A 22,094-nucleotide genomic window follows, 5' to 3' on the forward strand; every position below is an offset into this window, starting at 1 on the left:
CTATGGATAACCCTGCGGCCCGCGTGGGCGACGAGATCATTCACTCCAGCATTTTCGCTGATATCACGAGCATTGTGGCTGAAGGTGCGGCCTATGCCGTCATTGGTGCCGCAGTCGGGGCGGCGGCAACCCTGGCTGCGCCCTTACTGGGGGCTGGCATGGCTGCGGCCGGCGTTGCCGCTATCGGTTCCAGCTGTTTGCTCAGCGGCATTATTGGCGGTGTATTAGCGAATGCTGCGGGCATTTCGGATGACATCACTAAAGCGGCCGAGGGTCTGGGTGACATGATATTCCCGCCGTCACCAGCCGGTATGATCGCCAGTGGATCAGAGAATGTTCACATTAATGGTCTTTTAGCTGCTCGCGCGGCCGGAATGCTCACGCCCGGCGAGACATCACCGCCCGAACCGCAATCGCCGCAGAGCTTTGCGGACTACGGCGGCATGCTGCTGTCTGCGGTCGGCCAGTTTGGCAGTGCAATGTGGCAGCCCACGGTCGCCTCCGCCGATGCGGGCACCTCTCCGCTGGAACAGGATAAAGTGGCCTGTGAAAAGCACAGTGCGCCGCAATATCTGGCTCAGGGTTCGAAAAGCGTCTTTATCAATGGCCAGCCAGCGGTGCGCGCAAAGGATAAAACCACCTGTGATGCCACCGTAAGTGACGATGTTTCCCCCAATGTCATCATTGGAGGTGAAACCGTCACGGTCAGAGAGATCAAAAGTGGCAAGGTACCGGGTCTCGCTGTGATGATGATCGGCCTTTCCCTCCTTCGTGGTCGCCCGTGTCAGATCCTGAAAAACATGCCCTGCGCATTGGCCGGGGCCGTGGGCGGTATGGCGGCGGACATGGCTATCAACGCGGCCTTCTCGTCGCTGTTCCCGGTTCATGCAGCGACCGGTGTTAAGGTCCTTAATGATGACGCCGAGCGCGATTTCTCCCTTCCCGGACGTTTCCCGCTCAGTTTTCAGCGCAGCTATAACAGCCTGACTCAGCGCGCCGGTTTGTTTGGTCAGGGCTGGGCCACGGTGTTTGACAGCTATCTCACGCTGGAAGGGAACCGGGCGACCTGGTTTGATGACAACGGGCGTGAACTGAGCTTTGACGTTCCCGGTGAAAAAGAGGTGCTCTACAGCATCAGCGAAGGGCTGATGGTGCGGCGCAATGAGTTAGGCAATATTGCCATTGCCGATGACGACGGTGCGGTATGGCGTCTTTACCGGCGCACGGCTGCCGATCCGCAGGTGCTGCGGCTGGCTTCACTTAGCGACGAGTACGGTAATACGCTGGAGATGGGCTGGGATGAACAGGCTCGTCTGGTGCGAATTCATGATGCACCGCTGGCGATTGATGTCACGCTGCACTACGACGACAAACAGCACGCACGGCGCCCGACATCCGCCAGCCATTTTGATGGCGATCAGCACTGGCCTCTGACGCGCTGGACCTACAATCAACAGGGCCAGCTTGCCAGCGTCACCGATGCCGCAGGTGTTGTCTCCCGACGATTCCGTTACAACGACGACGGCTTGATGGTCTGGCATCAGCTGCCCGGCGGGCTGGAAAGTGAATATCGCTGGCAGAAGCTGGATCACTGGCGCGTGGTTGAGAATCGCACCAATACCGGTGACGGCTGCCACATGCAATACGATCTTGAGGCGGGCATCACGCGCGTTTCAACCTATGACGGTCAGCAGCGCGAACACCACTGGAATGCCGCAGGCCTCATCACCTGTTTTATTGATGAGCGGGGCGAGAAATGGCGCTATGAGTGGGATGAAAACGAACTCCTGACGCGTCGCATCGATCCGCTGGGCAATGCGGTGAGCTTCGCCTATGACGAGCTGGGTAATCGCGTTGAAGAGAAAGATGCTGACGGCGGTGTGCTGGCGGTGCAGTGGCTGTCCCACCGTTCGCTGCCCACGGTGGTTGCCGGAGCTGATGGTTCCACAACGAAATACTATTACGATCCCCATCATGGTCTTGAGCGCGTGGTTGATGCGCTCGGGCAAAGCACGATCTATAAACGGGATGAGTCCGGGCTGGTTGTCGAGGAAATCGACGCAGCAGGTAACAGCTACCGCCGGGAGTTTAACGATGCGGGGCAGGTTATCCGTGAAACCGACTGTTCAGGGCTGACCACGCGCTACCGTTATCATCCCCTGGGCTGGCTCAGCTGTGTCATCGCGCCGGATGGTGAAGAAACCCGTTATCACTATGATGCAGCAGGCCGTCCTCTTCAGCTGGAACGCGCAGAAGGATGGGAAGAGCGGTTGCACTGGAGTGAAAACGGACTGCCGCTGGCCTATGAGTCGGCTGATGGTAAGCGCAGTGAATTCCGTTACGACAATGTCGGGCGATTGATCGCCAACCGCAATGCGCAGGGTGAGACGGTTCAGCGAAGCTGGGACAGCCGTAGCCGGTTGACGGCGCTGCAAAATGAGAACGGTGAGCAGTATCAGTTCGAGTGGGGCGCAGATTCTCTGTTGCTGGCCCAGGTCGGGCTGGATGGCGTTGCCACACGATATGACTATGATGCGGCGGGCCGCACGGTATCACGCACCTTTGCTGCCGGACATCCTCAGTCCATTACTCATCGCTATCACTGGAGCCGTGCGGGGCAACTGCTGGCGCGAACCACGCCGGAAGGCCAGACGCGCTATCACTACAGCGGTGGCGGCCAGCTGGGTAAAGTGTCGCAGCATCTGCCGCTGTCTGACACCGAGTGGAGCCAACAGGCCGAGCAGGAGATTACCTTTAAATATGATGCGCTGGGTCGCATTGTGGCTGAACAGGGGGAGCAGGGCGAACTGGCGTGGGAATATGACGCGCTGGGTAACTGTACGGCCCTGACGCTGCCGGATGGTCGCAACCTGAAGCAGCTTTATTACGGTAGCGGCCATCTGCTGAGCATCGCGTTAGATAACCTGCCGGTCACGGATTTTACCCGTGACACGCTGCACCGGGAGCTGAGCCGCACGCAGGGCGGCCTGACAATGCGCAGTGAATATGACCGGTTAGGCAGACTGCGCCGCCGTGACGTGTTCAAAGGCGACTCGCAGCGTCCTGCACCGCGCGTCTGGTCCCGTCGGCGCGACTTCGATTACGGCAACAACCTGATCCGTGAAGAGCGTGACGATAATCCGTTCAGCCAGACATTATGGAACTACGATAACGCTGGCCGGCTGTTGTCTCAGGACGGTGCGCAGCCGGGTAATGAACAGTGGCGCTGGGATGGCGCAGGTAACCCGCTGGATCGCCATACTGCCGCCCACGTCATGCATAACCGCGTCACCGAACTGAACGGTATCCGCTGGCAGTACGATATTCATGGCCGCACCACTGAGAAAGATGACGGGCACACCCGCTGGCGCTACCGTTACGATGGTGAGCATCGCTTGATGGACGTCATCAGCGAGCCACGGGACCGTAACAAGCCGCGCACAAAGGTGAGTTTCCGCTACGATCCGCTGGGACGTCGCATCAGTAAAACCAGCCAGCAGCTGTTACAGGGAAGACCATCTGGCAACGCCGTAACGACGCGTTTCGTCTGGGAAGGTTACCGTCTGCTGCAGGAAATCCACGACGGCACTCCGCTGACCTACGTTTACAGCGACAGCCAGAGCTATGAACCGCTGGCCCGTATTGATGGCGTGGAAAGCCCGGAGATTTACTGGTTCCATAATGCAGCCAACGGGATGCCGGAACTGCTGACTGACAGTGAAGGGCAAAAAGCCTGGGAAGGGATCAACAGCCCGTGGGGCAAACTGCTACGTGAGTCCAGCCAGCGGATGCCTGTCGTTCAGCAGAATCTGCGTATGCAGGGCCAGTACCTGGATCGGGAAACCGGACTGCACTACAATCTGTTTCGTTATTATGACCCGGATAGCGGACGGTTTACCCAGCAGGATCCGATAGGGCTGGCGGGCGGGATCAACCTTTACCAGTATGCGCCGAATGCGCTGGGTTGGGTGGATCCGTGGGGGCTGAGTAGGTGTAAAAACGAATGGAATGAGTTCCAGAAAAAGTCGAATAATCGACAATTTACTTCAAGGTCACAAGCATCCAAAGCATATGCTTTATGGAAAAAACAAGACTGGGCAGCATTAGAGCAATTCATGGGTGAAGGAGCTTGGCCCCCTAACCGTGGTTTTGTTAAAGCAACAAAAATAACTCTTGAACCTGGCACTTTAGTTGATCGTTATGGTGGTTGGATTGATGATAAAGGGTTCCATGATGGTGGTAGCTTTATTTCTCCTGTTGGCTCTTCATTTGAGGGCAGGGCTTTACAATCAAGCACGCTGAATAAACCCTATTCGATTTATGAGGTGATGAAACCATTGCCGGTCGATAGTGGACCAGCCATTCCTTGGTTTGGGCAGCCGGGTTTTGGAACTCAACATGAAACCTTTTTTAGCATTGATAAATTAGTCGAAAATGGCTTTTTGAGGAAGGTATGAAAATAGTTAACTATCAGAAAAAAAAGACATTAATCCATGATGGATTTGAAGATGAATTCTTAAAGAATCATACGGAAATATCTTGTCCTTGCTGTAATGGTAAAGTTTATTTTGGGTTATATAATTCAGAGGATTTAGATACGTATGATGAAAAGAAAAGAAAAAATATAGTCAGAAATATTAAAGGGATGAAATTTACGGATGGTGAAATCCAGGAGGTTAGATATAAAAACATTCCGCTGAGAGTTTCAGAAAAAAAATGCTCAAATGGTTTGCACGACATTTTAGTTGTTTTTACTTATAAGGAAATACAACCTACTCGCTATGAGTCTTATCTTGTCGGTGTGTTTGATGATGAAAGTCTTAACCAATAGTTTTATAATATTTAGGTTTAGTTAGGGTTTTATGATTTTTTAAATGATGTGTTTCATAATATAAGAAGATTCTTCTTGGTAAGTAAGATCGAGGAGCATAAATAAGCTTACCACCAAACTGAATGGTATCCGCTGGCAGTACGATATCCATGGCCGTACCACTGAGAAAGATGACGGTCACACCCGCTGGCGCTACCGTTACGATGGTGAGCATCGCCTGACGGATGTGATCAGCGAGCCGCGGGACCGCAATAAGCCGCGCACTAAGGTGAGTTTCCGCTACGATTCGCTTGGGCGCCGCATCAGTAAAACCAGCCAGCAACTGTTGCAGGGAAGACCGTCGGGGAACGCCGTCACGACGCGCTTTGTGTGGGAAGGCTACCGCCTGCTGCAGGAAATTCACGACGGCACTCCGCTGACCTACGTTTACAGCGACAGCCAGAGCTATGAGCCGCTGGCCCGTATTGATGGGCTGGCCCGTATTGATGGTGTTGAAAGCCCGGAGATTTACTGGTTCCATAATGCGGCCAACGGAATGCCGGAGCTGCTGACTGACGCTGAAGGGCAAAAAGCCTGGGAAGGTATCAACAGCCCGTGGGGCAAGCTGCTGCGCGAGTCCAGCCAGCGTGTTCCTGTGGTGGAGCAGAACCTGCGTATGCAGGGCCAGTACCTGGACCGGGACTAATTTGCTTAAGCAAATTTGAACATCGCTTCAGCGATGGCCCCAGGGGGGGAGGCACCGCAGGTGCCGAATCAACCGGACTGCACTACAATCTGTTTCGTTATTATGATCCGGACAGCGGACGGTTTACCCAGCAGGACCCGATAGGGCTGGCGGGCGGGATCAACCTCTACCAGTATGCGCCGAACGCGCTGGGGTGGGTGGATCCGTGGGGGTTGAGTTGTAAGAATGCATGGAATGCATTTCAGAAGAACACGAAAGGCGTTTTCACAAGTAGAGGATGGGCAGCAAGAGCCTATAAAGCAGTTCGCGGTAGGAATAAAGAGACTAATCCTTTCCCTAATCCTAAAACTTACCTTGAACCTGCTTATGTGGCTGAGCATTTATCAAAGTTCGAAGGCGGGGTGTCAAAGATCGCGTGGGGCATAAATCCTAAATATCCCGAAATTGGACCGCCAGGCGGGCATTTTGTTATGCCTAAAAAAGTTGCAGATGAGTTGATCGCTAACTCTGGAGGTAGCGTTGCTAAATTGGAACATTCTCTTGGTCTCTCTCCTGGGGATTTGGGCGATGCGCCCATCAGAATTGACATAAACAATCCAGAAGGTTTACGGATGCCTTCTGGAAACGAATTTGGTGCTAATAGTTATTGGTTACCGGGGGGGAGGACATCAGGTGGTATACCAGAGGCTACTATAGAACCAGTCAAAGTGTCTGAAGCTATCATTAATCCAGTTTTTAAAAAATAGTAGGTACTGAAAATGGAAAAAAAAATCTTTAGTGATTACGGCATTACCCTTGTTGAGAGACATGGGAAAATTATTGCTTTGTTCGACTCTGGTGAACTTGTTCCCCAATATCTCGAAGCTGAAATTAGCGAGGAGGAGGCTGGAAAAGTTAAAAATAGTCAACAGGATGCTTATGAAGTAATAATGTCACTGGGGAGTAGAATAAAAAAAGTTCCGAGGGAAAAATAAAATAATTTTTGAAAAAATATTTAATTTATTAAGCATGTAGTTAAATTTGAAAAGAGATTTTAAGTTTTATCGATGTGGAATATATTCACTGTAGGGCTTTATCCCCTACGGTGAATTTTTGTAGCGAAAATATTCATGTCTCTTCGAGTTCAAATGAATGTGTAAAGTTTTTTTATTTTTATGCAGCTAATACTAATGAAAATTTCTTATTTTAGATGCTCCAGTGCATGTGAAATAATAGTGTAATTATTATGGCAAGGATTATCAAGGAAATGAAAGTTGATGTATTGGCAGTTTATTCTTCAAGGTTTTTTACAACGATGTTTTGAATTATGCTTTTAGCTCAAGTTATCGTATTTAAATTCAATTGATATTTTGGTTCCATTATTACCGTCCTGACCGACGCTGAAGGGCAAAATGCCTGGGAAGGTATCAATAGTCCGTGGGAGAAACTATTGTGCAAACTCAGTCAGCGGATGCCAGTCGTTCAGTAGAACCTGCGTATGCAGTGCCAAATGAAACTAGGCCTAAAATAGGTTATAGGTACATGAGGTAATTAAATGATGGTAGGACACCAGACAGATTTTTAGAATCAACCCTTAACACTAAATCTGCGCCAATTACCTATTTTGGTTTCAAGAAATTCGAAAGTGGAAGCGCTACTCGTGATGCTTTCAAAATTAAAGGTCTTGATCCGAACAACCCTTTAGATGTTTCATGGAGTGATAGCAGATTAAGAGGCAAGTTTGATACCTTACAACTTTACGAAAGTGGTATACCTCAGGCTAAAGTTCCTAGAATGTTTGGTAATAAAGAGGGGACTCCTCTTGAACCATTTACCGAAGCTTACCCAGAATATGGAAAGGGTGGGGTTCAACAACTTATTGCTGACAAAAAAACAGTAATATTTGATGAGATTAAAGTTCTTCCAGATGGCAAAAATTAACCTTGATTCTTATAATGAAGTTTTAGACTATCTTAATGAATATTTTACATTAAGGGTTAAAGATGAGATTTATTTACGTGAGTTGAGAGAGTTGATCGAGGGGTCTAGAAGAAAAAAAACTGTAACTATCAGACCCATGCAGATACTTTTTTTAGAATATGTAAAGAAATATAATGACTATAACGTAGCCACTATGGAAGAAGAAAAAAATCTTTGGAGAGATCTTTTAGATTGCTGGCAATAATTCGATATAAATCTATTATTTCTTGCCCAGTTTAGCCTACATTTCACCCTTATTAAAATATTTGCGCTGGTGGGCGAAGTTAAATACAGTTTCTATGCGCTAAGATGTAAGGCTGTTATAATTAATGTAATGTATAAAACCTGAAAAATAGTAACATAATGGCAGTTATCCTCAAAATTATTTCGATGATAAGGCTTTTTTAGAGCCTTTGCTGGGATTGAATTTCGGTAGTTCAGGGATGTGACCAATAAGAAATTACTTACTCGCACCTCTTGGATATATGATGTCATTTTGAGGAATGCATGAGTTGATGAGCATTATTTATATGGTAGAAAAAAATCCGGCAGGGTGATTGAAGACTTTATTGATCAAGTGCCTCTTAGTGATGCAATTTTTTAACCGACGTTTAAGTGTATTCCTATGAGATTTATTAAAAGTGATTTGATTTTTACAGGTTATGGTGTCGATATATTAAAGAAAAACGATGGTTACTATATTCGATATGACGATGGTACCGTAGCTACGTTTGAAAAAGAATCAAAAATAACTTTTGATGAAGCAATGAGGGCTCAAAAAAGTGAAAGTGATGCTTATGAAGTTATTATTGCTATCCAATCCAGAGAAGGACGGGGACGGCCTCAATTTTGATTGTTGAAAATTTAAAATGCTTAAGTGTCATTCCTTCTGTAAGAAATATAAGTAAATTGCAATGGTGAGTGATTTATTTTAGTCCTTTAGATAAGTCATGAAGTGATGCCAGCCGTAGAGGTGAATTTTATATGTTACAACTTTAGGAAACGGCATGCCACAAGTGCGTCATCCACAAGTGTTTGGTGATAAAGACGTAACCCCTCTTGAACTATTCAGCAAAGAGCACCCAGAATATGGTGCTGAAAAAATTCAACAGAAAAATGCTGATTAAAGAAAATAGAATTCGGTAATGCTGATATTTTATTTGGTAGAGAGTAATGAATTTATTTTCTCACAATGAAGTTTTAGATTTTCTTGAGGAATTTTTCCAGAGGATGATTAAAAGTGAAGCATATTGCGAGGAGATGAAATTTATCATTGATGGGAGCCGGAAGAATAAAACAGTTCCAATGCGGGCCATAGATGTTTGTTTCATGAATTATCGTAAGGTTACGGGTGACTATAGTCTTCCTACAGATGAGGAGATGGAAATCTGGAAGCAGTTATTTAATGTTTGGCAGTGATACTTGAATTAATTAAAATAAGTTGTGAGTTATGATTTGCTTCACATTGACTATTTTAATGCCGTATTTAGAGAGCGATTGTTTTTAAAATTTTTTCAGGTGACATGCAAACCCTCTATTAGGGCTTTTGAGTCAAGAAGTGCGGGGGTGGAATAACTATTTTTTTTGCAATCAAAAAACGGTAAGCTTGCTATTATATTTCCTGCATATTGATATATAGTTTTGGTGCGATAATGATGTTTTTTCCATTTCGAATTTCAATGTCTTGAAAATTCTCTTTTATCATTATGAGCCTATAAGGAGATAAAATGAACCTGCCAGGAATGAATCCCGAGAATAACTTACCGGGTTATGACATCGCCAGGATGACCGGTTATGGGGCACCTGATTTTGATTTCAAAGCGCTGGGTGCAGCAATGGATTGTACTCGGGAGTTTTATCAGGCTGGCATCATCTATGCAGATGGCGCACAGCGTTATCTTGTTCGGCCTGGTCAGCGTCATCCTAATTGTGGGGACAATTCAATCACTGGCGGTATTTTAATGCAATTTCTATCATGGCTTGTCGGGCGAAGTATCACTGAACTACTGCAACATGGTCGCGAAATAGATCAGGTAATCGCACGGCAGGATAATTCGATACTTGCCCGTTCCACTACAGAGCTTGAACGTTATTTTAAACAGCCTGCTGAGTCGCTTCCCAGGCAAAACGGCTTCCCGGTTGCGATAGTGCTGATGCTGTTGCTGATTGCATTTGCATTTAATTTGCTGACGTTTCTGCACGCTTTACCTCCGCTCAGTCCACAGATACATGCGTTGAGTTTTTTTGTTCCCTCAATCGTCGTTATTGGCGCGATACTCACGGCCAGTTACCTGCTTGCGCGAGGCCATACAGCCGGTGTGGCGGGGCTGGCTTGCGTCTGTGCGATGTTGCTTATATCGACCGTTTTACTCTTGAGCTACAGCGTAGTTATGGGTAGCCACTCGGGCCTGTGGCTGATTCTGGCACTCGCGGCTTTGGTAGGTGCTCGCTGGATACTTAATGGGCAGGCTTTCATCCTGTTTGCCATTTATTGCCGGACACAACGCCTCGCCAGCGTCGCCCGGCAGCGTCGCATGAAATAACCTCTGTCCGTGTTCTGTTATTGCGGAACAGCCGTTCCGCAACCCTTCATACAAGACACTCAGGTAAGATTCCGCTTCATCTGGGAAAGTTAACCCCTGCTGCAGGAGAGCTAGCAAGCCACTCCGCGGATCTGTGTTTATAGCCACAGTCGCAGGCCACTCTGCAACTCAGGCAGATGATCCGTGACAGACTGTGGCAGATTACCCTGCAGTGCGAAACGCCGTTTATCCGTCGCTGAACCCGCGCCGCGTGCTATCGCTCCCCATTCAGCTAATTGTGATGCACATCACAAAATACTAAAAGTTCACTCCTGATTTGAAACCCGGCTCGCTCGCGCATCACTCAACCCTGAGGTTGCGGGGTGAGTAGCTCATTTCGCAAGTTATCAACTGACCGGTGACTGATAACCGGCATAACCTGGCGGAGTGAGAATTATGGATGGAATTAGACGCCCACTTTCCCCTGTACATCACGAAACGATTGAACTGCCCACGCGCGGTGGGCCATCAACTAACGCAGTCACTGCTACAACCCCTGCTGAGAGGGCTCGTTCAGCGGAGATTAGTCGTATTACCACGACTCTGCATAACGCGTGTAAAGGCGGACCGGACGTGCGTGAATATCTGCAGGGAATCGCTGTCGAGCTGCACGATGAATTGCACCAGACGGACGATCAGGTAAAAGATGTCCTCAAATTGGCTAGCAGCTGTGACACGATGATCATGGCCAAGGCAAAGGGGGCGATTGGAATGACCTATGCCCTTTCCGGTGTACCTGGCGATCTGGTGGGTAAGGGGATAGCGAGCGCGATGAAGCTGGAGCCGGGTACTCCCATGCACAACTTTGTCGCTGGCGTAGCGGGAGGGATGACCGCAGTGGCTTTTAAAGCGGTGCTCACGCGGGTTATCGGTAGCAGTATCCAGGATTCGAGATGGATGCAGGCAGATGGGGATGCGCTGAATCCTCTTATGAAAAAAGAGGCAGAAAAACGCGAGACTTTTGGACATAAATTAAAAATGACGGCGCTGGGCGGGACGGGCTTTAACGTCCGCAACCCGGTGACGGGGGGAATTTCCGGTGCAACCCAGCTATTACCCGAAAATAAACCGCGGCCAGAGCCGATGGGGATTATACAGGGTGCGCTCAAGCCGGGTTATGCCATCAACCAGATTGCAGGTTTTGGCCTGACTTCCGCTGCCGGTGCATTGAGTGGAGTCGTTGAAAACTACTACGACAACCTGCACGGCGCGGAGTTTTTATTTGGCCGTAACGACTGGAAGGATCGTTATAAGGCGCTGTCCAACGGGCACACGAATAGTAGCGAGGGGAGCCACTTCGATGCAGTGTGGGAACACGCCAAATCGCCAAAACGTTGGGTTGAAGGTGTTACAACGCTGAGTGCATTAAGTGCGGTAGCCTCTGAGACGATGGAAGCGCTCGGTTTGGGCCTCGGAGCGGGCGCGGCACGTGTGACCAAAGGGGGTGCAGAGAAGCTTTTCACCTCCGGCAAGACGAGTGCGGCAGAGACCGCTTTAGATCTGGCGAACAAATCCAGCTTCCGCGTTTCGCGCGAAAGTGTTGGCAATGCGGCTGCCCTGCTGCCAAACGCCTATTCTTACCTGCAACAGGGGGTGTTCGGTCTTCTTTATCAGGAGGCTGAGCGAGCAGTGGCAAACAAGCTGCACCCGAAGGCCGCCGACACGACAGAGGAGGGAGCCCCGGTAAGTTCCGGGGCAAGAACACCAGACGGCACGCCAGCACCGAGTGTGGGTACCGGGGCAAGAACACCAGACGGCACGCCAGCACCGAGTGTGGGTACCCGGACCAGAGTACCGTCAGAAGAAGGCGAATCGGACAGCGGCAGCGTGCATTCGCAGAACTCCGGCCCATTACGTAATACCCCGCCGGAGCGTTCATCAGAGATGCGCACCGCGGGTGATACTCATGCATGGTGGCACGCCTTCCCGGAGCTGGCGAATATCAAAAGCCCACAGCCTGAGAAGTTAACCCAGGCTGACTATGAAGCCATCATCGCCGTCCTTGAAGCTGAAGCGGAGAAGATGAGCGAGCGCATTGCGGAGATGATACCGTTGCCAGACTCTTTACCGACATCGGCAGCAGCATCAGAGGCACCCGGATCATCTGCATCTTCAGAAGCCGGAGGACCAGCAGGATCGCCAGAGCCTGAAGAGACGAAAAAAGCGTCCTGATGCCACACCGTAAAAGCCGCAGCGATGCGGCTTTTTTACGCCTGAATTTGCGCTGTCTCACGCGCCGTCCGGAACTCCCGCTTCGCGCTTTCCACTCAATCCTACCCCGGTCATAGCGGGAAAGAGGTGTCAGTCTGACTGGCGCTAATGATGACGCTTTGTTGAGAGGAGAGAAGGATGAATATCTCGTCAGGGTCGGTTTTCGGGCCGATACAGCCGCAAATGCCTGATTTTAGTGCGCTCGATGAAAAAAATGTAGCCGCGTTTACCCCGCCAGATGCTGGCGGCAGTGGCCTGGCGATTAACTTTGGCAATGATGCCATGAGCGGCACGGATTTCAGTCGCCTCACCGCCACGCCCGACAGTGGGAGCCGCAGGGATCCGATGCAGATGCAGGGGCTGATGCAGCAACTCGGGCCGCAAATAGAGGCACTACTGCAAATGCTATTAATGCTGCAACAGCTTTTCTCTGGTCAGCAGCAAAATAACAGCGCAGGAGCAGGAGCAGGAGCAGGAGCAGGGGCCGGGCGTGGCGGCGATGCCAATATGCCGGGCACCTCAGCAGAAGGGGGGACTTCGCTCAACGCACCGTTTAACGCCGCTCTGCAACCGCCAGTTAACCCGACCGATGCCGCGTCTACGCAGCAACCGCTTCCGGCCATTACAGCGCCACAGCCGGGTACGGCTTCTGATGCAGCACTGAACACGCCTGCCTGGCAGACGCCAGCATCCGGCGGCGTCCCGCTGATAAAAGGCGAGTCGGGGTTACATTTACCTGCTCCGTTACTGGATCACGAGCAGGCTATCATGCGTGCCGCCAGAGAGACTCACCAGGCGCCTGAAGTGCTGGCAGGGCAAATCTGGCAAGAGTCACGCGGAAAAACAGAGGCGACTACCGTTAACGGCGGTAATGGTCTTTCCGACAGCGGCCTGATGCAGGTTAATTCCAACACCTTCGCCGATCTGCAAAGCAGATACCCGCATCTGCTGGGGCCTGATGCCAGCCCGTCTATCCCTGAAGACAGCATCATGGCTGGCGCGCTCTATCTTAAAGAGCAGCGGGAGACTTTTGGGGGCGATCTCGGTGCCGGGCTGCGAGCCTATAACTCAGGGCCGCGGAATGTGAATGTCAACGATCTGAAGGATATCTCGAAAACCGGAACCGGCGATCCGACCTATGTCGGGAAAGTTCTCAACTTTGCCGACATTATCGCCAGCGGCAAAGGCACGTTACCTGCATAAGGGGCAAAAAAAGTCCCTGTACCGGGTACAGGGACAGGCATAAGCCACGTCAACATCAGGCAAACGGCGGCGGTTCGTTCTTGCCTTTCCCTCCGTTATTTTCCACCGCAATCTGCACGGTATCGGTCGCTGCGGTGATGCCCCAGCCAATCGGCCCACGCGCCACGCTCATTCCACCCTCGGCCAGTCCTTTCAGGCCACCGGTAAAGACTTCACCCAGGTTGCGGGCCTCGCCAATATTGTTAAAGAAAGGCGCAGCAACAGATTTGAGAATCGGGATGTTCGACAATATTTTGCCGAATTCACCCATGCCCCACTGGAAGTTGTCTTTATTGGTGCCATCCATACGAACGTGCGAATCATTCGTCTCCGGCAGCTGTTTATTCTCCGGCAGCATCTTCAGACCCTGCTCAGCGATATCCTTCAGCACACCCGCCTCGGTACCGTGGCGCGCGTCACCATCTTTGGTGATGCCCTCTATTTTATCGTTAGCTGAGATCTCCTTCCGTTCGCTGCCATCGCGCGCATTCAGGCCTTTTATGCTGTTTAACACGCAGGCCATGTTATACGCCGCATCCGCACGACTCTTCGGATCTTTATTGGCATCCGTCCAGTCGCCGAAACGCTCTTTTAGCTCCGCCTGTTTGATATCTTTCTGGTTGCCGAGGTTTTTCAGCACCGGGTTTTCATCAATGATCTGTTCGGCGCTGCGGTTATCACCCGGTGGGCGACCCTTCAGATTCTCCTCCGTCGGCCTGACGCTGATATCCTTCTCACTGGTTCGCACGCCATCGCCCGGTGCCTGAGGAGTATCTTCACCGGCTGTTTCGCTGGCAAATAACGCCGTGGGCATCGTCTCTTCATCAGCGGCTGATGGATCGACCAGCGCCCCCAATCCAGCCTGCGTTAAGAGTTGATCAAGCTGCTGGAGCGGATCGGTCAGGCCCGCCAGCGGCGTTCCGCTCCCACCGGCGTAGCTGATGGGGAAATCGCTGCCCGGCCCTGAGAACGCAGAGCCGGGCAGGGGAGTGGATAATGGCAGGTTACCCGGCAGTGGCCTGCCGGGTGAAAAAGCGGGGGTAATTCCCCCCCCGCCAGGTATTGGCATAACCATACAGGCCCCCTGCGTTAGCTTTGCGGATTTTTCTGGGAAGATTGGCCCTCACCGCCGCCCAACAGCCCCTGCAACAATGAAGAAAGCCCTAACAGTGACAGCAGGTTTTGCATCATTCCGCCCTGTTGCCCGCCATTGTCAGTCGCTCCCTGAGCCGGTGCCTGCGGTGCATTTCCGCCAGATTCTCCGCTGTCTGACCCTTTACCTTTATCGATCCCCATCATCTGCTGGAGCAGTTGCTGAAGCATCTGCATCAGCTGCTCAAGCGGATTGCCGTTGTGATTCGTGCCCTGTGAAGGCGCAGGCGTATCTGGTTGCTCCGGCTGCTGCGCCTTATTACCGCCACCCAACAGCTGTTGCAGACCTGTCAGCATCATAATCTGCTGCAGTAAGCCACCGCCCGACGGGATGTCGGGCGAGTTTGCACCGTGTGACTGGCCGTTTTTCTGACCTCCGCCTGAACCGGTCAGCGAAGCCAGCGTGCTCAGGCCGTCAAAGGCGTTACTGGCAAAATTGAGCGGGCCTGTTTTCGCATTACTGAGAAAAGGTAATGACGATTTTCCGGGCTGATCGGGTAAGTCTGGTTTACCTGACGGACTGCCCCCCGTTTTGCCTGGCATATTTGCCGGAGGCATATCGATTTTATTCGCGTTTGCAGCTCCACCACCAAATCCTGGAATCTTCATGAATTTATTCCTCAGAGTTAATAAGTCAGCGATTGATTAGGCAGCAGCAGCGGTAACATTTTGCAATCCTGATTACTGACGATTGCATAATTTTACCGTTCAGGCTGATGCTACCTCGCACTGTGAGTGGCAGTTGTCCCGGGATGGTTCCAGTAAAAATGTTCCCTTTGTGATGCAGATTCAGATTTGTAAAAATTCAGCAGCATTGCCACAAATAAATTATGTGGTTGTTTTAAAAGATTTTTATTTGGTTCATGTAGGGTGATCCTTACCGACTGAGCGTCTATCCCTACAAGATAATAATCCTGGACTGATAGCGGGGATGACCTGATTGGGTGAGAGTGAGGCCGCGGTAAATTTGTAATTCTTTGCATCAGGCTCTGCTTCCAGAACATCCACAAGTGCTGAACGAGCAGCGTGTCACATGTAAGTCGCGCTTATGTGAAGCTAATGGAGAATGTATGGTTCGTCTTTACAGGACACAGTCAGACCAGGTGACTGTCGATGAGGAGAGTGCGGATAACGTCTTACGGCAGGTTGATTCCCGCCCACATATAGCGGCGGATTACCCGGAGCCCGTAACCGATATCCATACTCATCTGTATAAGATTTTAAATACGATTGCACCGTTAAACATAGATGTCTTAATCGAGGGAGAAACGGGTACCGGGAAAGATGCACTGGCCCAGCGGCTGTATCAACTTTCCGGCTGTCGCGGCCCGATGGTGCCGGTCAACTGTGCGGCCATCCCGGAAACACTTGCCGAAAGTGAGCTGTTTGGGGTCATGGCCGGGGCGTTCACCGGCGCAAGCAGTTCCCGCGCCGGGTATATTGAGAGCGCTAACCACGGGGTGCTGTTTCTGGATGAAATAGACAGTATGCCGCTCACGATGCAGGCTAAACTGCTGCGTGTACTGGAAAACCGCGCGGTAGAGCGGCTGGGCAGCACCAAAAGTATTGGACTGGATCTGCGGGTGGTCGTCGCCTCGCAAATTCCACTGGCGCAGCTGGTGGCTCAGGGGCGTTTTCGTCGGGATCTCTTCTTTCGCCTCGACACAATTAAAATTGCCACGCCAACCGTTCGATCACGACCGGAGCTGATTTTGCCCATGTTTCGCCAGTTTACCCAGGAGGCGGCGCTGCGTCTGAATCAACCCCTGCCGCCAGGATCGCTCGCGCTTGATGAAACCCTGCTGCTGCATAGCTGGCCGGGAAATATCCGCGAGCTGAAAGCGGCGGCAGAACGCTTTGTGCTGGGCTTACCGCCGCTGTGCTGTGAGATAAAGCAGGAAGGGCGCGTGTTATTAAAAGACAGAATGCGGCGCATTGAGCGCAGCCTGATCCACGACTGCCTGAACCGGCACGACAATCGTATTGATGATGTTATTCTTGAGTTAGGGATCCCCAGGCGCACCCTTTATCATCGCCTGAAGCTGTTAAAACTTACCGCCTGACAGATCGCCCCCCTCGCTTGCCGTGGGCCAGAGGGCTTAATCTGCATAAATATTTACTCTGCGATGGAACCGGATAGCTTCATTTATTACTTAATGAAGGCAACACCCAAACACAATCTATCATCAACGCGAGGAATGACTATGTCAGGTGCTAGCTTACTTTCCAACGGGATCACCAACGCAGCTTCTGCTTACACTCAGGTTGCCGGTGCTTACAGCGGTGCGAAATATATGGTCCGTTCGCAACAGGCGATGGACAAGATGCAGGAAAACCAGGCCGATAAAATGGATCGCGATGTAGAATTCCAGCGCATTAACGGCATCGCCGAAAGTAATGCGCAGGCCGCGTCTGCCGCAGCCCAGGTCAAAATTCAGTACTAATCGACTCCGGCAGGGAGGTGTTTTTCATGACTCCCTGCTCTCTCATCCCTCAGGAGTTTGCTGATGAAAGTTTCTCAATCTTCCTTGCTCACTTCAGAGCCGGTTCCGTCAGTCGAAATGTACCAGGAAGCACCGTCGGCGGAAGATATTCAATGGTTTAATGCAAAGCTTAATGGCCCTGCGCCTGACAGCAGCCAGATGAGCGCTTCAGAGCCGGGCGTGGTCGGCAATATTCTGCAATCGCTGAGCGGCAGCCAGCGTGCGCAAAAAGAAGCCTTTAGCGATCTCCGAGTTGCTTCACGGTCATCCAGTGCGGAAGATTTCTCCCGCGCCAATGCGCAGCTCTCTGATTACTATATCGAAAGCCTGATGAACGCCAAAGTGATCGCCAAAACCGTTCAGTCAGTCGATAAACTCAGTAACCTTCAGTGAATCTTATGAATGGCGCCGTCATTAAATGCTTCTGTGCGCTGTGCCTGGCGTTGCTGCTTACCGGCTGCGGTGATCAGACCCAGTTGCACAGCGGGCTGTCAGAAAACGATGCCAACGATGTGGTGGCAGAGCTGAGCCGCTTTAAGATTGAGGCGGAGAAACAGGTTTCTAAAGAGGGGATAAGCGTCAGCGTCGCACGCAGTGATATTGAGCGGGCGGTGAATATCCTCAACGCCGCCGGACTGCCCCATCAGGCACGGACCAGCCTCGGCGCGGTTTTTCAGAAAAGTGGGGTTATCTCCAGTCCGCTGGAGGAGCGCGCCCGCTATATCTATGCGCTGTCACAGGAGGTAGAGGCAACACTGTCACAAATTGATGGCGTCGTGGTGGCGCGTGTGCATGTCGTATTGCCGGAACGTATTGCCCCCGGCGAGCCGGTACAGCCCGCTTCCGCCTCTGTATTTATCAAATATCATGAAAACCTCGACCCGGACAGTATCGAACCGCGCATTCGCCGGCTGGTGGCGACCAGCATTCCGGGGCTGGGCGGGCGCGATGATCGCGACCTGGCGATTGTCTTTGTCCCGGCGAAAGCCTGGCAGGATAAAATTGAAATGGTGCAGCTGGGGCCGTTTCAGCTTAGCCCGGAACGATACGCGATGATTAAGATAGTTACAACATGCTTAGGGGCGCTGCTGCTGTTACTGGTGGCAAATTCATTCATTCGTCAGGCACTGAGTCGTAAGCGCCAGGCTGCGCAGGCGAAGTGATTGATTATGCTCAACGCTGCACCTGATGAGGACATTGCCCTGCGCTGGTTGCGCTGGTGGCACGCTGACTTCTGGTTACAGGCTGATGAAAGCTGGCGCATCCAGCCACTGGCACGGTTATCTGCGCCTTTACAGAGGCACTATCTGCGCCAGCATGCCGCGTGCTGGCAACGCACGCTGGGTGTACCAGGCCAACTGGTCGCGCCGGAGCCGATGGTGCTGGCCATCAGCGACTTAAGCGGCGAGCAACGCGCGCAACTGTTGATTGTCGTCGCGGAGATTTGCGCCGGCGCCATGCCGCTGCCCGCAGAGTTAAAGATCTGGTTGCGGCGTCTGGCGAAAGGAATGCGCACTGAGTGCTGGCTGCCCGCCGGGCTGTTCACGACTGGCGACAGCGCCGACAGCCTCTGTCTGCTGCAGGCGTTATTTCCGGCTATCTGGCCGCGCCTGCGGCTACTCTTCCCGGCAAGCGACGCGCCGGTAAACCCGGCGCTTTCACTGCCTGGCCATCGTCTGCGTCCTTTATGGGAAACGGCGCTCTGGCAGGTGCAACACCCTTCGGGAGAGACGCACGATGTGGAAACTTAAAAGCCTGCCTCTGCAGGGCGGCAGCGCGCCACCGGATAATGTGCTGCGCCGCGAAGAAATTGCGCTCAGGCTTGAAGCGGCTTCCATCATCGAGCTGGGCCATAAACAGGCGCAAACGATCCGCGAGCAGGCACGCGCCGAGGCACAAGCCGAAAGGGCGGTCAGCCAGCGCGAATGGGAAGCCCGGTTCTGGCAGCAGGCTCAGACGCTCTTTGCTGACTGGCACGAACAGCGTGCAGCCGAAGAGACGCAACTGGTGTTGCTTGCCGGAAAGGTTCTGAATGAGGCACTGCAACATCTGCTCGATGAGGTGGATGATGAGCGCCGTTTTCACGCGTTGCTCAGACAGTTGTTGCGTCACTATCCGCGTCAGCAGCAGGCGACGCTCTATTGCGCCAGCGGGCAGGAGCAGGAGATTAACGGCTGGCTGGTCGTGCAGCCTCAGCTGAGCTGGACGCTGTGCGCCGACCCGGCGCTTGATCCAGATTGCTTGCGTCTTATTACCGACGCGGGTGAGCTGATGATTAGCTGGCGGACGCTGAGCCAGCAACTCGCGCCAGCACTGGCAGAAGAGAGTACATAAAAAAAGCAAAATCAGTGGAACTGCTTCGCTTGTCGCGCCACTTAACAGGGGTGCCCAACAAGAGGAGTCAACATCATGAGTTCCAGCGATCTGTTACAGCGTCAGTTATCTTCCAACTCAAACCGCAAACATCATGAAGCCTATCAGTTTGCCCGCGATGTTTCGGGCGAGTCGTTCAGCATTGCGGATATGTATGCCTTCCAGAATCGCCTGCAGGATATGTCCAACGCCAGCTGGGCGAGTTCGCAATACACCCAGTTTAAGTTTGGCATCCGTAAAGCGATCATCGACGCTGTTAACTAAGCCCCTGTCATCAAGGAGTCAGGCGTGTTTATGTTTTCTTTTCCGGGCCGCCTGCTGGCGGCCATTACCCTGCTGCTACTGAGTATGGGCATCACAAACGCTCGTGTGCCGGATGAGTGGAAGCAGGGTGCCTATGCCTATTCGGCAGATAATACCCCGCTCAACATTATTCTTGACGATTTTGCCAGCAGCTTTGGGGTTGAGGTCAATCTTGGCACGCTGGGCGACAGCAATGTCACCGGTAAACTACGGGCAGACAGCCCGGAAGCCTTCCTTAATCGCCTGGCGCTTGAGTATCGCTTTCAGTGGTTTGTCTACAACAACACTCTCTACATCAGCCCCCAGGCAGCGCAGACTTCACAGCGTATCGAGATTTCACCGGAAGCCGCGCCGGATCTGAAAGAGGCGCTGCGCGGTGTCGGCCTGCTGGAACCCCGCTTCGGCTGGGGCGAACTGCCGGATGAAGGCGTGGTACTGGTGACCGGTCCGCCGGAGTATGTGCGCCAGATAACGGAATTTGCCCGTAAATCGGAAAGCAAACCTGAAGCCGGGGCCAGTAAAGATATGATGGCATTCCCGCTGCGCTACGCAGCCGTGGCGGATCGCACCATTCGCTATCGCGATCAGGAGCTGCTGGTGCCGGGCGTGGCCACCATACTGAATGAACTGCTGGGTCAGTCCGGCAACGCCTCTTCCGGCAAACTGTCATCAGGCCAGGGCGAGGATGAGCAGGTATCACGCGAACAGTCGCAAAGTGTTTTAAACGAGCTGATTAATCGCAATATGCCGGTCTCCGGGCGTAAAAAGGCGCCTGTCAGCACGCTGGCCGGTAAAGTTTCAGCGGATGTGCGTAACAACCTGCTGCTGGTGCGTGACGATCCGAAAACCCGTAGCGCTTATCAGGCATTGATTACCTCCATTGATGTTCCGCAAAAACTGATCGAGATCGATGCAGTGATTGTCGATATCGACCGCAGCGCGCTGAAGCGCTTCTCCAGCAACCTGGCCGGTCAGTTCGGCAGTGTCGCCAGCGGCGCCAGTATGCTCTCCGGTGCCAGTACGCTGTTTGTGACCGATTTCCAGCGATTTTTTGCCAGCATCGAGGCGATGGAGGGGGAAGGGACGGCGTCCATTATCGCTAACCCCACAATCCTCACGCTGGAGAATCAGCCCGCGGTGATTGATTTCAGCGATACTGCCTTTATTCGCGCCATTGGCGAGAGGGTGGCGGATATCCAGTCTGTTACCGCAGGGACCAGCCTGCGGGTGACGCCACGCGCTATCAGCACTTCACAAAAATCGGCTATCCAGCTCATTGTTGATGTGGAAGATGGCAAGCTCGATAAAGATGAAGAGGGCGACGCGCAGGGAACCCATAACGCAGCGGTCAGCACTCAGGCGCTGGTGGAAGCGCGACGCTCGCTGGTATTGGGCGGGTTCCATTCCAAAGAGACGGGCGACCGCGAGCGACGCATCCCGATCCTCGGCAGTATTCCGCTGATCGGCAAGCTCTTTACCTCAACGCGCTATGAAACCTCCCAGCGTGAGCGGCTGTTTATTATTACGCCGCATTTAATTGGTGACCAGGTCGATCCGACCCGGTATATCGCTGCCGGGTCGCGCGAGCAGCTGAATAGCGCGATGGATGAGGTGACTAACCGTCATAAATACACCGACGTCAAAGGGATAGTGGAAGGTGCGATGCGGGACCTGGCGCTGAACCGCGTGCCAGCGGGAATGACCAGCGGTGGCACGGGGCAGACGCTTTCCTCCCTGTGCCGCATTCCGGGCGCTTTCGGGAGCGATTTCCGCCGCCATCAGTGGTATGGCAACAGCAACGTACAGATAACGGTTGGGGTGATCACCAACAGCACCGGTCAGACGCAGCGTTTTGATGAGAGCCTGTGCCGCAGCGACCGCACGCTGGCGGTAGCGGTCTGGCCGCGTGGAGAACTGCGCCCGGGTGAATCGGCGGAGGTCTTTGTCGCCTTTGATAGCCATGCCCCGTCACGTCCGTCACGCGCTTCGCTGCTCTCTGCAGCAGGCGGCGCACCGGCTAAAAACCTCTACTGATCTGATAAGGAAAAAGCATGTTAGTGAGAATAATCGTGCTGACCGCCGCCGCGCTGATGCTGAGTGCCTGCGCGAAGCCGCAGAGTGGGTGTAATGACGTGGGCTGCCGCCCCTCTTCAGACCTGCATAACCTGACCATCTGGTGGCAACCCCAGCTGCGTAATGGCCCGAACGACTTCACGCGGATAACGGTAGATAACTAATCGCACTTCGGCAGTCTCAGACCCCGGCGAATCGCT

At 52.4% G+C, this 22,094-nt stretch carries 21 protein-coding genes and 1 pseudogene; 19 read left to right on the forward strand and 3 right to left on the reverse strand.

Annotated elements, in window-relative coordinates; genetic code table 11:
- The first annotated feature begins 2 nt into the window (after positions 1-2).
- Both N1689_RS03930 and N1689_RS03935 read left to right on the forward strand, forming a co-directional pair.
- Positions 3-4,457: a glycohydrolase toxin TNT-related protein gene (locus N1689_RS03930; protein ID WP_260057985.1), complete on the forward strand. Its 4,455-nt coding sequence runs from the start codon at positions 3-5 to the stop codon at positions 4,455-4,457.
- Positions 4,454-4,831 (forward strand): hypothetical protein, encoded by a 378-nt coding sequence (locus N1689_RS03935; RefSeq protein WP_260057986.1) that lies wholly within the window; start codon positions 4,454-4,456, stop codon positions 4,829-4,831. Before N1689_RS03930 ends, N1689_RS03935 begins: the two co-directional genes overlap by 4 nt.
- Here N1689_RS03935 and N1689_RS03940 read toward each other — a convergent pair.
- Entirely contained in the window at positions 4,821-5,045 is a 225-nt protein-coding gene (locus tag N1689_RS03940) for a hypothetical protein (RefSeq protein ID WP_260057987.1), read from the reverse strand. The two genes, N1689_RS03935 and N1689_RS03940, sit on opposite strands and share 11 nt — an antisense overlap.
- Between N1689_RS03940 and N1689_RS03945 the strand changes: the two are divergent.
- The 8 genes and pseudogenes from N1689_RS03945 to N1689_RS03980 all read left to right on the forward strand — a co-directional run.
- Positions 4,944-6,262: pseudogene (locus N1689_RS03945) on the forward strand (RHS repeat domain-containing protein); the annotation flags it as partial. The gene N1689_RS03940 and the pseudogene N1689_RS03945 overlap by 102 nt on opposite strands.
- Before the next feature lie 12 nt (positions 6,263-6,274).
- Positions 6,275-6,490, forward strand: a complete 216-nt coding sequence (locus N1689_RS03950) for a hypothetical protein (RefSeq protein ID WP_260057988.1) — start codon at positions 6,275-6,277, stop codon at positions 6,488-6,490.
- Positions 6,491-7,289: 799 nt separating this feature from the next.
- Entirely contained in the window at positions 7,290-7,436 is a 147-nt protein-coding gene (locus N1689_RS03955) for a hypothetical protein (protein ID WP_260057989.1), read from the forward strand.
- The gene (locus N1689_RS03960) at positions 7,423-7,680 is read left to right on the forward strand and encodes a hypothetical protein (protein ID WP_260057990.1); all 258 of its coding nucleotides are present in this window, start codon (positions 7,423-7,425) and stop codon (positions 7,678-7,680) included. Before N1689_RS03955 ends, N1689_RS03960 begins: the two co-directional genes overlap by 14 nt.
- Before the next feature lie 420 nt (positions 7,681-8,100).
- On the forward strand, positions 8,101-8,328 hold the full coding sequence (locus tag N1689_RS03965) for a hypothetical protein (RefSeq protein ID WP_260057991.1): 228 nt from the start codon (positions 8,101-8,103) through the stop codon (positions 8,326-8,328).
- A gap of 874 nt (positions 8,329-9,202) precedes the next feature.
- On the forward strand, positions 9,203-10,018 hold the full coding sequence (locus tag N1689_RS03970) for a hypothetical protein (RefSeq protein WP_405038342.1): 816 nt from the start codon (positions 9,203-9,205) through the stop codon (positions 10,016-10,018).
- Positions 10,019-10,630: 612 nt separating this feature from the next.
- Positions 10,631-12,229 (forward strand): hypothetical protein, encoded by a 1,599-nt coding sequence (locus tag N1689_RS03975; RefSeq protein ID WP_260057992.1) that lies wholly within the window; start codon positions 10,631-10,633, stop codon positions 12,227-12,229.
- 177 nt (positions 12,230-12,406) lie between these two features.
- Positions 12,407-13,471 (forward strand): lytic transglycosylase domain-containing protein, encoded by a 1,065-nt coding sequence (locus tag N1689_RS03980; RefSeq protein WP_260057993.1) that lies wholly within the window; start codon positions 12,407-12,409, stop codon positions 13,469-13,471.
- A gap of 55 nt (positions 13,472-13,526) precedes the next feature.
- Here N1689_RS03980 and N1689_RS03985 read toward each other — a convergent pair whose 3' ends face one another.
- Entirely contained in the window at positions 13,527-14,585 is a 1,059-nt protein-coding gene (locus tag N1689_RS03985; RefSeq protein ID WP_260057995.1) for a hypothetical protein, read from the reverse strand.
- A gap of 14 nt (positions 14,586-14,599) precedes the next feature.
- On the reverse strand, positions 14,600-15,271 hold the full coding sequence (locus N1689_RS03990; protein WP_260057996.1) for a hypothetical protein: 672 nt from the start codon (positions 15,269-15,271) through the stop codon (positions 14,600-14,602).
- A gap of 461 nt (positions 15,272-15,732) precedes the next feature.
- Here N1689_RS03990 and N1689_RS03995 point away from each other — a divergent pair, with 461 nt between their 5' ends.
- From N1689_RS03995 to hrpT, 9 genes are all read left to right on the forward strand, one after another.
- Positions 15,733-16,725, forward strand: coding sequence for a sigma 54-interacting transcriptional regulator (locus N1689_RS03995; protein ID WP_260057998.1), 993 nt, complete (start codon positions 15,733-15,735; stop codon positions 16,723-16,725).
- A gap of 141 nt (positions 16,726-16,866) precedes the next feature.
- Entirely contained in the window at positions 16,867-17,106 is a 240-nt protein-coding gene (locus N1689_RS04000) for a hypothetical protein (protein ID WP_058956631.1), read from the forward strand.
- Between the two features lie 63 nt (positions 17,107-17,169).
- A complete protein-coding gene (locus N1689_RS04005) occupies positions 17,170-17,538 on the forward strand; it encodes an EscI/YscI/HrpB family type III secretion system inner rod protein (protein WP_260058001.1) in 369 nt (122 codons plus the stop codon).
- Between the two features lie 5 nt (positions 17,539-17,543).
- Positions 17,544-18,308: a type III secretion system inner membrane ring lipoprotein SctJ gene (sctJ, locus tag N1689_RS04010; protein ID WP_260058002.1), complete on the forward strand. Its 765-nt coding sequence runs from the start codon at positions 17,544-17,546 to the stop codon at positions 18,306-18,308.
- Between the two features lie 6 nt (positions 18,309-18,314).
- A complete protein-coding gene (locus N1689_RS04015; RefSeq protein WP_260058089.1) occupies positions 18,315-18,896 on the forward strand; it encodes a serine kinase in 582 nt (193 codons plus the stop codon).
- Complete coding sequence (gene sctL / locus N1689_RS04020; RefSeq protein ID WP_260058003.1) at positions 18,883-19,479, forward strand: type III secretion system stator protein SctL; 597 nt, start codon at positions 18,883-18,885, stop codon at positions 19,477-19,479. Before N1689_RS04015 ends, sctL begins: the two co-directional genes overlap by 14 nt.
- 75 nt (positions 19,480-19,554) lie before the next feature.
- Positions 19,555-19,782 carry an HrpF protein gene (locus tag N1689_RS04025; RefSeq protein ID WP_069026120.1) on the forward strand — a complete coding sequence of 76 codons (228 nt, stop codon included), beginning with the start codon at positions 19,555-19,557 and terminating at the stop codon, positions 19,780-19,782.
- Between the two features lie 30 nt (positions 19,783-19,812).
- A complete protein-coding gene (gene sctC / locus N1689_RS04030) occupies positions 19,813-21,855 on the forward strand; it encodes a type III secretion system outer membrane ring subunit SctC (RefSeq protein ID WP_260058091.1) in 2,043 nt (680 codons plus the stop codon).
- Between the two features lie 17 nt (positions 21,856-21,872).
- Entirely contained in the window at positions 21,873-22,058 is a 186-nt protein-coding gene (gene hrpT / locus N1689_RS04035) for an HrpT family type III secretion system protein (RefSeq protein WP_260058007.1), read from the forward strand.
- The last annotated feature ends 36 nt before the right edge of the window (positions 22,059-22,094 follow it).

It is taken from the genome of Pantoea sp. XY16, assembly GCF_025153065.1.
GTDB lineage: Bacteria > Pseudomonadota > Gammaproteobacteria > Enterobacterales > Enterobacteriaceae > Pantoea > Pantoea alfalfae.

What these genes read in the sequence shown, in the direction of transcription:
- N1689_RS03930 (WP_260057985.1), top strand. Translation starts at nt 3, where the DNA reads ATGGATAACCCTGCGGCCCGCGTGGGCGACGAGATCATTCACTCCAGC.
- N1689_RS03935 (WP_260057986.1), top strand. Translation starts at nt 4,454, where the DNA reads ATGAAAATAGTTAACTATCAGAAAAAAAAGACATTAATCCATGATGGA.
- N1689_RS03940 (WP_260057987.1), bottom strand. Translation starts at nt 5,045, where the DNA reads ATGCTCACCATCGTAACGGTAGCGCCAGCGGGTGTGACCGTCATCTTT.
- N1689_RS03950 (WP_260057988.1), top strand. Translation starts at nt 6,275, where the DNA reads ATGGAAAAAAAAATCTTTAGTGATTACGGCATTACCCTTGTTGAGAGA.
- N1689_RS03955 (WP_260057989.1), top strand. Translation starts at nt 7,290, where the DNA reads ATGTTTGGTAATAAAGAGGGGACTCCTCTTGAACCATTTACCGAAGCT.
- N1689_RS03960 (WP_260057990.1), top strand. Translation starts at nt 7,423, where the DNA reads ATGGCAAAAATTAACCTTGATTCTTATAATGAAGTTTTAGACTATCTT.
- N1689_RS03965 (WP_260057991.1), top strand. Translation starts at nt 8,101, where the DNA reads ATGAGATTTATTAAAAGTGATTTGATTTTTACAGGTTATGGTGTCGAT.
- N1689_RS03970 (WP_405038342.1), top strand. Translation starts at nt 9,203, where the DNA reads ATGAACCTGCCAGGAATGAATCCCGAGAATAACTTACCGGGTTATGAC.
- N1689_RS03980 (WP_260057993.1), top strand. Translation starts at nt 12,407, where the DNA reads ATGAATATCTCGTCAGGGTCGGTTTTCGGGCCGATACAGCCGCAAATG.
- N1689_RS03985 (WP_260057995.1), bottom strand. Translation starts at nt 14,585, where the DNA reads ATGGTTATGCCAATACCTGGCGGGGGGGGAATTACCCCCGCTTTTTCA.
- N1689_RS03990 (WP_260057996.1), bottom strand. Translation starts at nt 15,271, where the DNA reads ATGAAGATTCCAGGATTTGGTGGTGGAGCTGCAAACGCGAATAAAATC.
- N1689_RS03995 (WP_260057998.1), top strand. Translation starts at nt 15,733, where the DNA reads ATGGTTCGTCTTTACAGGACACAGTCAGACCAGGTGACTGTCGATGAG.
- N1689_RS04000 (WP_058956631.1), top strand. Translation starts at nt 16,867, where the DNA reads ATGTCAGGTGCTAGCTTACTTTCCAACGGGATCACCAACGCAGCTTCT.
- N1689_RS04005 (WP_260058001.1), top strand. Translation starts at nt 17,170, where the DNA reads ATGAAAGTTTCTCAATCTTCCTTGCTCACTTCAGAGCCGGTTCCGTCA.
- sctJ (WP_260058002.1), top strand. Translation starts at nt 17,544, where the DNA reads ATGAATGGCGCCGTCATTAAATGCTTCTGTGCGCTGTGCCTGGCGTTG.
- N1689_RS04015 (WP_260058089.1), top strand. Translation starts at nt 18,315, where the DNA reads ATGCTCAACGCTGCACCTGATGAGGACATTGCCCTGCGCTGGTTGCGC.
- sctL (WP_260058003.1), top strand. Translation starts at nt 18,883, where the DNA reads ATGTGGAAACTTAAAAGCCTGCCTCTGCAGGGCGGCAGCGCGCCACCG.
- N1689_RS04025 (WP_069026120.1), top strand. Translation starts at nt 19,555, where the DNA reads ATGAGTTCCAGCGATCTGTTACAGCGTCAGTTATCTTCCAACTCAAAC.
- sctC (WP_260058091.1), top strand. Translation starts at nt 19,813, where the DNA reads ATGTTTTCTTTTCCGGGCCGCCTGCTGGCGGCCATTACCCTGCTGCTA.
- hrpT (WP_260058007.1), top strand. Translation starts at nt 21,873, where the DNA reads ATGTTAGTGAGAATAATCGTGCTGACCGCCGCCGCGCTGATGCTGAGT.